Annotated in this window: 13 protein-coding genes; 9 read left to right on the top strand and 4 right to left on the bottom strand. The window is 43.0% G+C overall.

Annotated features, from left to right (window positions below; translation table 11 throughout):
• Nucleotides 1-11: 11 nt before the first annotated feature.
• Complete coding sequence (locus tag H9659_RS10850) at nt 12-1241, bottom strand: MFS transporter (RefSeq protein ID WP_191690384.1); 1230 nt, start codon at nt 1239-1241, stop codon at nt 12-14.
• A 125-nt stretch (nt 1242-1366) separates the two neighbouring features.
• Here H9659_RS10850 and H9659_RS10845 point away from each other — a divergent pair, with 125 nt between their 5' ends.
• Nucleotides 1367-2119: a peptidylprolyl isomerase gene (locus tag H9659_RS10845; RefSeq protein ID WP_225217788.1), complete on the top strand. Its 753-nt coding sequence runs from the start codon at nt 1367-1369 to the stop codon at nt 2117-2119.
• A 35-nt stretch (nt 2120-2154) separates the two neighbouring features.
• Complete coding sequence (locus H9659_RS10840; protein WP_191690382.1) at nt 2155-2382, top strand: hypothetical protein; 228 nt, start codon at nt 2155-2157, stop codon at nt 2380-2382.
• A gap of 13 nt (nt 2383-2395) precedes the next feature.
• On the opposite strand, the gene H9659_RS10835 is transcribed toward H9659_RS10840, so the two are convergent.
• The gene (locus tag H9659_RS10835; protein WP_191690380.1) at nt 2396-3571 is read right to left on the bottom strand and encodes a MalY/PatB family protein; all 1176 of its coding nucleotides are present in this window, start codon (nt 3569-3571) and stop codon (nt 2396-2398) included.
• 77 nt (nt 3572-3648) lie between these two features.
• On the opposite strand from H9659_RS10835, the gene H9659_RS10830 reads away from it, so the two are divergent.
• Together H9659_RS10830 and yugI are read left to right on the top strand one after the other, a co-directional pair.
• Complete coding sequence (locus H9659_RS10830; RefSeq protein ID WP_191690378.1) at nt 3649-3912, top strand: DUF1871 family protein; 264 nt, start codon at nt 3649-3651, stop codon at nt 3910-3912.
• A 128-nt stretch (nt 3913-4040) separates the two neighbouring features.
• Nucleotides 4041-4415: a S1 domain-containing post-transcriptional regulator GSP13 gene (yugI, locus tag H9659_RS10825; protein WP_191690376.1), complete on the top strand. Its 375-nt coding sequence runs from the start codon at nt 4041-4043 to the stop codon at nt 4413-4415.
• Between the two features lie 18 nt (nt 4416-4433).
• Here yugI and H9659_RS10820 read toward each other — a convergent pair whose 3' ends face one another.
• Entirely contained in the window at nt 4434-5753 is a 1320-nt protein-coding gene (locus H9659_RS10820) for a sigma 54-interacting transcriptional regulator (RefSeq protein WP_191690374.1), read from the bottom strand.
• A 135-nt stretch (nt 5754-5888) separates the two neighbouring features.
• Here H9659_RS10820 and pruA point away from each other — a divergent pair, with 135 nt between their 5' ends.
• The 4 genes from pruA to H9659_RS10800 all read left to right on the top strand — a co-directional run bounded on the left by pruA (nt 5889) and on the right by H9659_RS10800 (nt 11311).
• Complete coding sequence (pruA, locus tag H9659_RS10815; protein ID WP_191690647.1) at nt 5889-7436, top strand: L-glutamate gamma-semialdehyde dehydrogenase; 1548 nt, start codon at nt 5889-5891, stop codon at nt 7434-7436.
• 72 nt (nt 7437-7508) lie between these two features.
• Nucleotides 7509-8702: an ornithine--oxo-acid transaminase gene (locus H9659_RS10810; protein ID WP_191690371.1), complete on the top strand. Its 1194-nt coding sequence runs from the start codon at nt 7509-7511 to the stop codon at nt 8700-8702.
• An 80-nt stretch (nt 8703-8782) separates the two neighbouring features.
• A complete protein-coding gene (locus H9659_RS10805) occupies nt 8783-10027 on the top strand; it encodes a Glu/Leu/Phe/Val family dehydrogenase (RefSeq protein ID WP_318240722.1) in 1245 nt (414 codons plus the stop codon).
• Nucleotides 10028-10147: 120 nt separating this feature from the next.
• Nucleotides 10148-11311 (top strand): iron-containing alcohol dehydrogenase, encoded by a 1164-nt coding sequence (locus H9659_RS10800; protein ID WP_191690367.1) that lies wholly within the window; start codon nt 10148-10150, stop codon nt 11309-11311.
• Between the two features lie 47 nt (nt 11312-11358).
• Here H9659_RS10800 and H9659_RS10795 read toward each other — a convergent pair whose 3' ends face one another.
• Nucleotides 11359-12357 carry a cation diffusion facilitator family transporter gene (locus tag H9659_RS10795; protein ID WP_191690366.1) on the bottom strand — a complete coding sequence of 333 codons (999 nt, stop codon included), beginning with the start codon at nt 12355-12357 and terminating at the stop codon, nt 11359-11361.
• A gap of 191 nt (nt 12358-12548) precedes the next feature.
• Here H9659_RS10795 and H9659_RS10790 point away from each other — a divergent pair, with 191 nt between their 5' ends.
• Nucleotides 12549-13433 (top strand): DMT family transporter, encoded by an 885-nt coding sequence (locus H9659_RS10790; protein ID WP_191690364.1) that lies wholly within the window; start codon nt 12549-12551, stop codon nt 13431-13433.
• Nucleotides 13434-13741: the final 308 nt, after the last annotated feature.

Below are 13741 nucleotides of genomic sequence, written 5' to 3'. Positions count from 1 at the left end.
GTGCTATATTTTCAGGTGTTTTTCTGTTGTGAATCTGCAAGGAAATCTTCGAAATCTTGTGTCGGTTTGCGTTTGGCATAGTAGAGGAATGCAAAACCGAGCAAGAACAATACTCCAGTGAAGAGGAAGACCGATGAAATACCGACGAAGCCACTAATAATTCCGCCAAACATAGGTCCGATGATATTCCCTAGGAAACGGAAGCTTGTATTGTAGCCCATCACTTCACCTTGTACATCAAGCGGTGCCTCTCTTCGAACGAGTGCAGTCGTAATCGGAATCATCCCGCCCATAGCAATCCCGAAGAGCAATCGCCAGATAACGAGCTGCCACAAGCTACTGACAAATGCTTGAGGAACGATGAAGATGAACGATAGCAACAATAGAAATCCGAGGACTTTCTCATACCCGATATCATCACCAAGCTTGCCCCACTTACGGGCAAACAATAAGTTTCCGACACCTGCAGCACTGAATGTGATCCCTGCTAGAAAAGCGACGTCCTTTGAGTCGGTCAAATGCGAGACGTACAGAGAAAGCAAAGGCTGTATACTGAAATTCCCGATTTGAATGAGTGCAGTTACGACCATTACATTCAACATCAATCGATGGTGGAGGAGACCACTTAAAATTGTCTTACGTGAGTAGACAATTTCCCGGCCCGTTTTCACTTTCCGTTGTTCTTTAATACCGAATACGATAATGAGGGCAGCGACGATGACAGAAATCGAAGTGATGACAAATGTGTACTTGAATCCGAAAGCATCGGCAAGAAGTCCGCCCAACACAGGTCCGAACAACGTACCGGTCACACTCCCCATCTGAAGTGTACCTAACCGTTTACCGGCTTCTTCACGTTTTGTGTTCGCGGAGATGAATGCAAGGGAAGTGGGGATGAAACCCGTAACAACACCATTCAGGAGACGGAGTAAGAAAAAAGCTTCAACGGAATGGACAAACCCCATTAGGAATACTGAAATCGCGATTCCGAAACCGTTTATAATAAGTATGGGTTTAAATCCGTATTTATCCGCAATACGTCCCCAGATCGGTGACATGATAAGGGCGGAGATGAATGTCGCACCAAAAACGAGACCTGACCATTTCTGCACGTAAGCATCCGAGTAATCGCCAAAGGTTTCAATATATAATGACAAGAACGGCATAATCATTGTCATTGTCCCTGCAACTAGAAAGTTTGACACCCAGATAATGATGAAATTTCTTTTTTGAATATCCATAGGTGACCTTCCTTCTATAAAAATTGTATTTGAATAGTATAAAACAATTCGCCTCCCGAAGGAAGTCAAGTGCTCGTAGTTCGATTTCATCCAATCATGTGGTAAACTGATTTAGGGTGAGACAATTGCATAAAAAACTTACTATGCTCATGCTCTCTTTAGCATTGATCCTAATTGTATCCGCGTGCGGAAAACAAGAGTCTAAAGAGAAGGAGCCGTCACCTGAAAAAGGTGAAACGTCTCAAGCAGACGAACCAGAAAAAACGATTCCTAAGGAGGACTCCCAGATGTATCCACAATTATCTAATGAAGTAGCAGCAGGAGAAAAACTTATTACTATGAATACCACGCTTGGTCCGATTAAAATCAAGCTATTTGAAGAAAAAGCACCAAAAACGGTGAAAAACTTCTTAACCCATGCAAAAGACGGGTATTATGACGGTATTATTTTCCACCGTGTCATTAAAGACTTCATGATCCAAGGTGGAGACCCAACTGGTACAGGTATGGGTGGAGAAAGTATTTATGGCGATTCGTTCGAAGACGAATTTACGATGGATCTTTTCAACTTGAATGGCGCATTGTCCATGGCGAATGCTGGACCGAACACAAACGGCAGCCAGTTCTTCATCGTTCAAGCTTCTAATTTAGCTGGCGCTAATGCGGATCAATTGAAAAAAGGCGGATGGCCTGAAGAAATCGCTGACGCGTATGCAGAGCGTGGCGGTACTCCTCACTTGGACCAAAAGCATACTGTGTTTGGACAAGTTATCGAGGGAATGGACGTCGTCAACAAGATTGCCACAGTGAAAACTGGCGCTCAAGATAAGCCGGTTGAAGAAGTGAAAATCGAGTCTATCGATATTCAAGGCGAGTAATCGCCACTAAATCTATCGGTTAGGAAGTGTTATCCATGGTGACCGTTCTTATGCCCTTCCTGTATTTTCCGGAAGACAAATCAGAATATATACCAGCGGCCATTTCCTTTGCTTTTTTCATGGTTCTTCTTGTGCTGACTTTCATATGGATTCAGCGCAACTCTAAAAAGCAAGAATTGGAAACGAAAGAATTGGAAGAGCGCATTCTGCGGGAACGCAGAGAGGCGCGTGAACAACAAAACGAGCATCCTCATTCCTCATGAGGATGCTCGTTTTTCAGTTTTTCATGCCATTTATAAAACGCTCGACACCATCCTGGACCGTAGAAAGACAAGTGGCAACATTCATCCGTAAGAATCCGCGGCCTGCTTCTCCGTACTTTGTACCAGGTTCAAGTGCCAATTTACCGTTATTCAATAACTTGTCCATCATTTCTTCCTCTGAAAGTCCTGTCCCGCGGTAATCTATCCAAAGTAAATACGTTCCTTGAGGTTTCATGATTGTAACTCCAGGGACTTGGGCAGGCAAAGTTTCAATTACATAATCCATATTATCGGACACAGTTTGAAGTAAGTTTTCAAGCCAGGGCTCACCGTGACGATAGGCAGCTTTCAATGCCACGTTTGCAAAAGCATTCAATTCCATTTGTCCGTGTGCCATGCCGTTATCGCGCAACCGCTCACGTATCTCTTCATCCGGAATGATCATCATAGCAGCTTGAATTCCTGCTAGGTTGAACGTTTTGGTTGGTGCGACACAAGTGATGATTCGGTTTCCCTCTTCTCCCGCTACTGTATGTAAAGGAGTATGTTTGTAAGGAGCAAACACTAGATCGGCATGGATTTCGTCAGACAGAATAACGACATCATATTTAGCGCAGAGTCGAACGATTTCTTGTAATACAGGTACCGGCCAAACAATTCCGCCAGGGTTGTGAGGGTTGCAAAAAATGAAAAATCTGACACCTTTTTTCAAAGATTCTTCGAATTGGACGAAGTCAATTTCATACGTTCCGTTTCTTTCGACGAGCGTACATTCTTCAAGCGTACGGTTTTGTAAACTAGGTATTCCGGAGAATGGTGGGTAGACAGGAGGAGTGATGAGAATCTTTTCTCCTTCTTTTGTCAGTGTTTCCACAACGGATGCAATCGCTGGTACCACTCCGTGATGGGATAGCATCCATTCGTTTTTAGTTTGCCATCCATGCTTATTGGACATCCATTCCCGTATCGCGTCTTTACAGCCTTCGCATACGTACGAATATCCGAACACCCCATGGTCCAAACGTTCTTTCAAAGCATCGATGACAGGTTGAGGTGCAGCAAAGTCCATATCTGCAATCCACATTGGAAGGATCTCTTCCGGATTTTCTATCCCATAAATGCGATCCATCCGATCCCACTTCATTGACGACGTATTCCGACGGTTTTTAGTGGCAGTGAATTCTTTCATACATAATCCCCCTAAGTCTGTTTTCTTTTCCTTTCCTATGCTATCATAAATAAAAAGAAAAAATCAGGTGACTTGACGTGCAAACTGTAGAAATGAATAAAAAAGCAGTTCATTTACTAGAAGAATGGGATCCTTTCCTTGCGGGGCCAGATGCCTACCAATTAGAAATAGCAGATGTCGTGGCCGATCTCCATCTATTGGATCATCCAACAGATCTAGCGAAACGGATTCGCGAAATCTATGAACACTCTTATGCCATGTGGATTCCTTTAGAAGAGTGCATGCAAATATCGTATAAGTTATTGGCTGTGAAATTCGAAGCTAAATGTATCATTTCGTAAATCTCGTTTTTAAAAGTACAAATACGGTCTATGTGACTATCTTTTGCTCCAATAGTGTACAAATGGTATACTGAGAATGGCCGCAATGGCAATTTCAGATAGTCAAAACACAATTGGGAGCTGTTCGCATGACAGGTAAATACGAAGCAGGTGAAGAACTGTCAGGTACAGTTACAGGCATTCAGCCTTATGGTGCATTTGTCGCTCTTGATGAATCCACTCAAGGACTTGTGCACATTTCTGAGATCACTTACGGATTTGTGAAGGACATCCACGAGCATTTATCGGTTGGCCAGCAAGTAACTGTAAAGGTGTTGGAAGTGGACGAGACGGATAACAAAATCAGTTTGTCCATCCGTGCGTTACAAGAACCGCCAGCACCTACTAAGAAAATCAGTCGTCCACGTAAATCCTTGCAAGAACGGGTGGACGAACAAGACGAGAAAGGATTCAACTCTCTTAAAGATAAGCTGAGAGACTGGATCGGCAAATCAGGATATTAAAAAGGAGAAGAGGCTTTATTATGCCTCTCCTCCTTTTTTGTTTTTCCGAAGTCTATATTGGAGATTTTGCCTACTCATCGAAAGGGCGTTCGCCGTTCTAGTAATATTGCCGTCATGAATCGCCAGCGCCTTTTGCAAATAATAAGATTCCGCTTCTCTTAAAAACTTATCAAGAGGAAGCAAATCCTTTTCACTAGGCATGATGAAAGAAGGTAATGGAACTGAACCTTCATCCATCACAGCACTTTTAGTTCTGAAGTACTGAGGGAGCATCTCATAAGTAATCGTAGTTTCCGCTGAAGAGAGGGACGCCACTTCGTTCAATAACATTTCCAGTTCGCGGATATTTCCCGGCCAAGTATAGGAGAGGAAGAGCTCCTGAACGTCATCTGTAATGTCATTTAATGCGGTGCCTAAACTTTCTTTGCGTCTAGCTAAATACCTTTTGACGAAAGGGAGAATATCTTCCTTCCTCTCCCGAAGAGGCGGGAAACGGATCGTAAAGGAAGCGAAAAAGTAATACAGCTCTTTTAACAGACTGCCTGCAGCGATGAGTTCCACAGGATCCTCACCGATACTAGCGATGAATTGCCGTTTATGGAAATCCGAACTTTCTAAAATTCTGAGAAGCTTACGCTGAAGCTCGATGGATAAAAAGTCGATTCGTTCGCAAAATAGAGTGAACGAAGCATCCGTCTTCAACTCAGTCGCAAGACGATCGATCGATTGGTTATCCGATCGATTGCAGTAGAGTGTATAAAAAGATGAATCGGCTACAGGAACTTCATGATGGATTCCTTGGGCAACAAGATCTTTTCCGGTGCCCGCTTCACCGACAAGAAGGACAGGGAGTTTTGCGCGGACTGCTTTTTTTGCTGTAGCGATAATTTTTTTCATGGAATCGGATTCTGCAACAATGTTGTTCAGTAAAACAGGTTCCCGGTCCTTCGTCAACGGTTGCAGAACGAACTTTTCAAGTGCCGTCACGTCATGAGAGAGTTCAACTGCACCAATAAGTAATCCGTCATTAACAATAGGATAAGTGTTGTTAATCGTCGTGATTTCAGTTTCGTTTTGGTTCCAATAAGTCTGTTTAATGTTCAATTGCTCTTTTCCGCTTTGCAGCACTTCCATCAAAGTACTCGGGTGCTGACGGAAACTGAATAACTCCAATATGGATAAATCACGGATATCCTCGAGATCCAGTCCTTCGATTTCTTTCATTTTATCGTTATAAATAATAGTTCGGCCTTCACTGTTTACAGCATGGATACCAACTCCAGCATGCTGTACAGCAAATTCATAAAAAGGAAATAGTGATTCGTCGAAAACACTCACAGATCGTCACCGCCCAACTTTTTTTCTTCGCTTAAACAATAACACTTGCAATGTGCAACATTATCTTGCATTATTATAAGTGTAATTAACATTGAAGTGCAAATATTATTTGCATGACCTATTTAAAGGAGGACTATCATGATACCGTACAAACACGAACCATTCACAGATTTCACTATCGAAGAAAATAAAAAAGCATTCCAGGAAGGTCTTAAGACCGTGGAAGCATATTTGGGTAAAGATTATCCCCTCATCGTAGGCGGGGAGCGTATCATGACTGATGATAAGCTCGTATCCTTCAATCCAGCTGACAAAGAAGAAATTATCGGACGTGTATCTAAGGCAAGTAGAGATATTGCAGAAAAAGCGATGAAAGTTGCAGACGAAACATTCAATACTTGGAGAAAGACTGAACCAGCAATGCGCGCAGATATCCTTTTCAAAGCTGCAGCAATCGTTCGTCGCCGCAAGCACGAATTCTCAGCACTCTTGACAAAAGAAGCTGGTAAGCCATGGAACGAAGCGGATGCAGATACTGCTGAAGCAATCGACTTCCTGGAATACTACGCTCGTCAAATGTTGAAATTGAAAGACGGTATGCCGGTAGAAAGCCGTCCAGGCGAATTCAACCGTTTTGACTACATTCCTTTAGGTGTTGGCGTTGTCATCTCTCCATGGAACTTTGCGTTCGCGATCATGGCGGGTACAACAGTAGCTGCACTTGTAACAGGAAATACAGTCCTACTCAAGCCGGCTTCGACAACACCAGTAGTCGCTTACAAATTCATGGAAGTACTTGAAGAAGCGGGAATGCCTGCAGGCGTCGTAAACTATGTGCCAGGTTCAGGTTCTGAAATCGGTGACTACCTAGTGGATCACCCACGTACGCGTTTCGTATCGTTCACAGGTTCACGTGAAGTCGGTACTCGCATTTTCGAACGTGCTTCAAAAGTGAACGAAGGCCAAATCTGGTTGAAGCGTGTCATCGCTGAAATGGGCGGTAAAGATACGATCGTTGTCGATAGCGAAGCAGATCTGGAACTAGCTGCTCAATCCATCGTAAAATCCGCATTCGGCTTCAGTGGACAGAAATGTTCAGCATGTTCACGTGCAATTATTCACGAAGATGTCTATGACACAGTAGTCGCTCGCGTTGAAGAACTGACAAAAGAATTGACTTACGGCAACCCAGTTGAACAGTCGAACTTCGCTGGCCCGGTAATTGACCAGGCTGCATTCGACAAAATCATGGGCTACATTGAAATCGGGAAAGAAGAAGGCCGTCTGATTGCTGGAGGAGAAGGCGACAGCTCAACAGGATTCTTCATCGCACCGACTGTATTTGCAGACGTGGCGGCTGATGCACGCATCATGAAAGAAGAAATCTTCGGACCAGTCGTAGCGATCGGAAAAGCGAAAGACTTTACAGAAGCAATTCAGATTGCAAACGATACGGATTATGGTTTGACAGGTGCAGTTATCACAAATAACCGTGAGCACATCGAGCAAGCTCGCGAAGATTTCCACTGTGGTAACTTGTACTTCAACCGTGGTTGCACAGGCGCAATCGTTGGATACCAGCCGTTTGGCGGATTCAACATGTCGGGTACTGATTCAAAAGCAGGCGGCCCGGACTACTTGCAACTTCACATGCAAGGTAAAACAACTTCGGAAATGCTATAAGTCCAGCTTCAAGCAGTCGCCTGTCAAAAGACAGGCGCTGTACCTACATACCTAACCGAGGAGGGAATTCGAATGACAGTATCTCAACAAGTGATTGAACAAACTAATAAGTATGGTGCACCAAACTATCACCCGCTACCAATTGTTATCTCAGAAGCAGAAGGTGTATGGGTAAAAGATCCAGAAGGCAACAAATATATGGATATGCTCTCAGCATATTCTGCAGTGAACCAAGGACACCGTCATCCTAAAATCATTCAAGCACTTAAAGATCAGGCAGACAAAGTTACTCTAACTTCACGTGCATTCCATAGCGATCAGTTGGGTCCTTGGTATCAAAAAATTACTGAACTATCTGGTAAAGAAATGGCGTTACCGATGAACACAGGTGCTGAAGCCGTAGAAACAGCAATCAAAGCTGCACGTCGCTGGGCATACGATGTTAAAGGCGTTGAAGACAATAAAGCTGAAATCATCGGCTGTGAAGGAAACTTCCACGGACGTACGATGGGCGCAGTATCCCTATCTTCAGACCCTGAATATAAGCGCGGATTCGGTCCATTGCTTCCAGGTATCAAACTTGTTCCTTATGGTGACATTGATGCGTTGGAGAAAGCAATCACACCAAATACAGCTGCATTCATCATCGAGCCGATTCAAGGCGAAGCTGGAATTATCATCCCGCCGGCAGGCTACTTGAAAAAAGCACGTGAATTGTGTAAAGAAAATAACGTCCTTTTCATTGCAGACGAAATCCAAGCGGGTCTTTGCCGTACTGGTAAAATGTTCGCATGTGAGTGGGAAGACATTAACCCGGATATGTATATTCTCGGTAAAGCACTTGGTGGCGGGGTATTCCCGATCTCATGTGTCGTAGCTGACAAAGAAGTGCTTGAAGTATTTAACCCAGGTTCACATGGATCCACTTTTGGCGGAAACCCAATGGCTTGTGCTGTCTCAATTGCATCTTTGGAAGTACTTGAAAACGAAAAACTTGCAGACAAATCTCTTGAACTCGGTAACTACTTCAAAGAAGAGCTTCAAAAGATTGAAAATGACGTCATTACCGAAGTACGCGGACGCGGTTTGTTCATCGGAATGGAGTTGACTGTAGAGGCTCGTCCTTATTGTGAAAAGCTTAAGGAGCTTGGACTTCTTTGTAAAGAAACACATGATACGGTAATCCGTTTTGCACCACCATTGGTTATTACTAAAGAAGAACTTGATTGGGCACTTGAAAAAATCAAAAGCGTATTCACTAACTAAAAATTCTTTCCAATTACGATGGTCAATATGATACTATGAGTAAGGAAAAACATTATGAAACAAAGAGGCGAGCCATTACAATGACTGAAAACCTGAATCTGTTCACATCGACACAAGTTGTTATTAAAGAAGCACTTGACAAGCTGGGCTACGATGAAGGAATGTATGAACTTCTGAAAGAACCAATGCGCATGACGGAAGTACGTATCCCGATTAAGATGGACGATGGAAAAGTGAAAGTCTTCACTGGATTCCGCGGCCAGCACAACGACGCTGTTGGACCAACAAAAGGTGGAGTACGCTTCCACCCGGATGTTACTTTGGATGAAGTGCGTGCACTTTCTATGTGGATGACACTTAAAGCTGGTATTGTAGACCTACCATACGGCGGCGGTAAAGGCGGCATCATTTGTGATCCCCGTGAAATGTCTATGGATGAATTAGAACGTCTTAGCCGTGGTTATGTCCGCGCGTTGTCCCAAGTTATGGGACCAACTAAAGACATTCCAGCACCGGATGTTTTCACAAACTCACAGATTATGGCGTGGATGATGGACGAATACAGCAGAATTGATGAGTTCAACTCACCAGGATTCATAACAGGAAAACCTATTGTTCTCGGTGGTTCACAAGGTCGTGACCGTGCGACTGCTGAAGGTGTAACGATTATTATTAACGAAGCAGCTAAACGTCGTGGTATCGATATGAAAGGTGCTCGTATTGTTATCCAAGGTTTTGGTAACGCGGGTAGCTTCCTTTCTAAATTCTTACATGACGCAGGCGCTAAAGTAATCGGAATTTCTGATGCTTATGGTGCTTTGCATGATCCGGACGGCTTGGACATCGATTACTTGCTCGATCGTCGTGATAGTTTCGGAACTGTAACTACATTGTTCGAAAATACATTGACGAACGAAGAGCTGCTGGAATTGGATTGTGATATCCTCGTACCTGCAGCAATCGAGAACCAAATCACGGAACACAATGCACATAACATCAAAGCGTCCATTGTTGTCGAAGCAGCAAACGGCCCGACAACAAGTGAAGCTACGAAAATTCTTTCAGAACGTGGAGTCTTACTTGTTCCTGACGTGCTTGCTAGTGCAGGCGGCGTCACCGTTTCTTACTTTGAATGGGTTCAGAACAACATGGGTTACTACTGGACTGAAGAAGAAGTTCGTGAAAAAATGACTCTTAAAATGGTTACTGCGTTTGAGAATGTTTATTCGCAGGCAACTACACGAGGTATTGACATGCGCCTTGCAGCGTATATGATCGGTATTCGTAAAACAGCGGAAGCATCACGTTTCCGTGGATGGGCTTAACATCTATCAAGAGCACTCCTATTCAAGGGGTGCTCTTTTTCATTTCCAGCTTTCGGGCAGAACAGTTGCATCGCAAAGATTCGTAAAACATAATAGAAATAGTCTGAGGAGGCGATAATCGTGGATAAATTCGTATTTCAAAATCCAGTAAAATTGTTATTTGGTAAAGGGCAAGTTTCGAATTTAGCCGAGGAACTTAAAAAGTATGGAAATAATGTCCTTGTCGTTTACGGTGGAGGAAGTATAAAAAAGAACGGTGTATATGACGATGTGATGAGCGTATTGAAAGAAGGGGAACTCGACGTACATGAATTTGGTGGAGTTGAGCCTAACCCTAGACTCTCGACTGCCATTGCGGCGGCAGAACTATGTAAACGTGAAAACATTGACGTAATTGTAGCTGTCGGCGGAGGGTCTGTCATTGACTGTACGAAGTTAATCGCTTGTGCTGCTAAATATGATGGCAACCCATGGGACTTTGTTGTCCGTAAAGCGGTTCCCCAGGATGCCCTTCCATTCGGCACAGTATTGACGTTGTCTGCGACTAGTTCTGAAATGAACGCAGGTTCCGTCATTACTAATGAAGAAACACAAGAAAAGTATGGATGGGGAACGCCGTTTAATTATCCTAAATTCTCGATTTTAGATCCTGCTTATACGATGTCGGTACCTCGTGACCAGACGGTGAACGGAATTGTAGATACGATGTCCCACATATTTGAGGAATACTTCAACGAGTCTTCCAATACACCTTTCCAGGACGAAATGTGTGAGAGTGCTCTCCGTACATTGATTGCTACGGGGGCCCAAGTCGTTGACCATCCAAATGATTATGACTTAAGGGCGACAATGATGCTTGCAGGTGTTTGGGGACTGAATGGCTTCCTGCGCATGGGTTACAATGGTGACTGGGGTACTCATGAGATCGAGCACGCAGTATCGGCTGTGTATGATATCCCTCATGCAGGCGGCCTCTCTATCCTATTCCCAGAGTGGATGCGGTATACCATGCATTTGAACCCACAACGGTATGCTCAATTAGCTGTGAAAGCATTTGGCGTTGACCCGACTGGTAAGTCAGATGAAGAGACTGCTTTAGAAGGAATCAGTAAACTGGAGGAATTCTGGTCTTCAATCGGTGCGCCACGGAAACTTACACATTACGATATTGATGCATCGAAAATCGAATTGATGGCAGAGAAAGCTGCTTCGAGAGGGCCTGTAGGGAACTTCGCGAAGCTGGATAAGAATGATGTCGTCCAAATTTTGACCAATTCATTGTAATCATAAAAACGCGAGTCAACTGTTATTAAAGTTGACTCGCGTTTTTGTTATTCAGGGAGCTTATTTCGGTTTTCGATGAGTTTTGAGCTATTTGTTCCAGTCCAGGACTCAACTCCATCATCACCCACTAACGAAATGATGACATCTTGAATGCCTTTCTGATTCAGAATAGTCATTAGTAGACGATCTTTAACTTTCAGTACATATTCAACCGTATTCGAAGTGGCGACTTCGGCAACGATTTCCACATGTAGATATTCGCCTTCTTTCACAACCTCGACTCGCTGGATATCGACAATGTCAGGGTCTTCTGCAAGTAAGTGTGAAATATGTGCAAGCATTTCTTCATCGGTTTCACCGATTGCTCCCCGGGCATTTTCGAGGAAGACTTTACCTACTACATAAAACATCATCACCCCGATAATGATGGAAGCGACTCCTTCTGCAGCGAACCATCCGAAGAAATGAGCAAGTAAGACAGCAACAAACGCGATTATTCCGCCGCTAGTAGCAACCAAGTCTTCCATGAACACTAATTTTGTCGGAGGTTTTGCCTTTTTGAGATGGGCGAAGCTTTTAGGGAATGATGATAATCCCATATGTTCTATACCTGCATCGTGAAAGACTTCTTTGGATGCTTTATAGAGAACGAAAGACTCTAATGCAATCCCGATTCCAAGAACTCCGAGGTTAATCCACAAGCCTCCACTTTCTGAAGGATGAAGGATGTGATGAATTCCTCCAACTATGGTTTCATAAGAAAGGATGGCTACGATTAAAACTGCTCCAAGGCAGACAAGATTAACAATTCTACCAAATCCATTTGGATATTTAGGTGTCGGGGCCTTTTTGGAAAGGGCAGAACCAACATAAACAAACAGTTGGTTAGCGGCATCCCCGATTGAGTGCATCATTTCAGCGAACATGGCAACGTTACCTGTTAGAAAGAAAGCTCCTGCTTTTAGACCGGCAATAATGACGTTGACGATAGCAGCTAAAAGTGCCGGTTTGTTACCGTTTTTTAGAAGTTGAACCCAATTGGTCATGAATGTGTGCTCCTTTTAAAATGAGAATGGGTGAGTCGTTTGATTTTACCTTAATTTGTTATCGATTAGCTACAAATTTATCAGTAAGATTAAAATGCATAATTTTTAGAACGAAAATGTCTGATATACTATATGCTATATCCAAAAACATACTATTGTAATCATCAATAGAAGGAAAGTGATGTGTATTCATGAACAAACCAGCTATACATCCAGCCATTCCTATCATTATAGGGGTTATATCGGTTGCTTTATCGGCCATTTTTGTGAAACTAGTATCGGCCGAAGCAGGGGTTACTGCTTTTTACAGAATGTTTTTCTCGGTTCTCCTCATGCTGCCGATATTCTTATTGAAATACAGAAAAGAAATAACTGTGCTGAAAAAGAGGGATTGGATATTTTCAACTCTTGCAGGGGTGTTTTTAGCGTTCCACTTCATCTTTTGGTTTGAATCGCTTAATTATACATCTGTGGCAAGTTCTACAGTTTTAGTCACACTTCAACCAATTTTCGCGTTCGCGGGAACTTACTTTTTCTTTAAAGAAAAATTGTCTTTCAAAACAATCATGTCTGCAGTTATTGCGATAACCGGCAGCGTGATTATTAGTTTTGGTGATTTTCAACTCGGAGGAACTGCGTTTTTCGGTGATATCCTTGCACTGATCGGTTGTGCGTTAATTACAGCTTATCTCTTATTCGGCCAGGACGTCCGGCAAAGGTTGTCTCTTATCACGTATACGTTTGTAGTTTACTCAATCAGTACAATTACTCTTTTCTTCTATGTATTAATAAAAGGGGAATCCTTCGGTCCTCATTCGCAATCCGATTGGATGTGGTTTGTACTTTTAGCGCTCATCCCGAACCTACTGGGACATACTTTATTTAACTGGGCGATTCGATGGGTGAGTACAAATGCGATTTCTATTGCGATTCTTTTTGAACCTGTAGGCGCGTCGATCTTAGCGTATTACATCTTCAATGAAAGTTTATCAATAGCACAAATCATTGGGGGAATCGTTGTATTACTGGGGATTTTGCTGTTTGTCATCGATGGCCGAAAAAAAAATCCGGTTTAATTTTAAAAAAGGCTTGCAAACTAGATGCTATATGATGTATATTATTACTTGTCCTTCGGAACACGTTTAATCGGTTTCAAAGGCAAGTAATACTTTTTCAAAATAGTTGTTGACACGATGATTACACCATGTTATGATGTAAAAGTTGCTGAAACAACAGCGCAGTGAATAACATTAACACTATGAACCTTGAAAACTGAACAGCAAAATGTCAACGAAATATCGTTTGGGAAACCGGTTCTGCCGGCGGAACAAACACAACAGATCTTAACGGATCTGATAGACATCTTAAATGATGCCAGTACGAA

Source organism: Sporosarcina gallistercoris, from assembly GCF_014836415.1.
In the GTDB taxonomy this organism is placed as follows: Bacteria; Bacillota; Bacilli; order Bacillales_A; family Planococcaceae; genus Sporosarcina; species Sporosarcina gallistercoris.
This window is presented reverse-complemented; position numbering and strand designations above follow the sequence as displayed.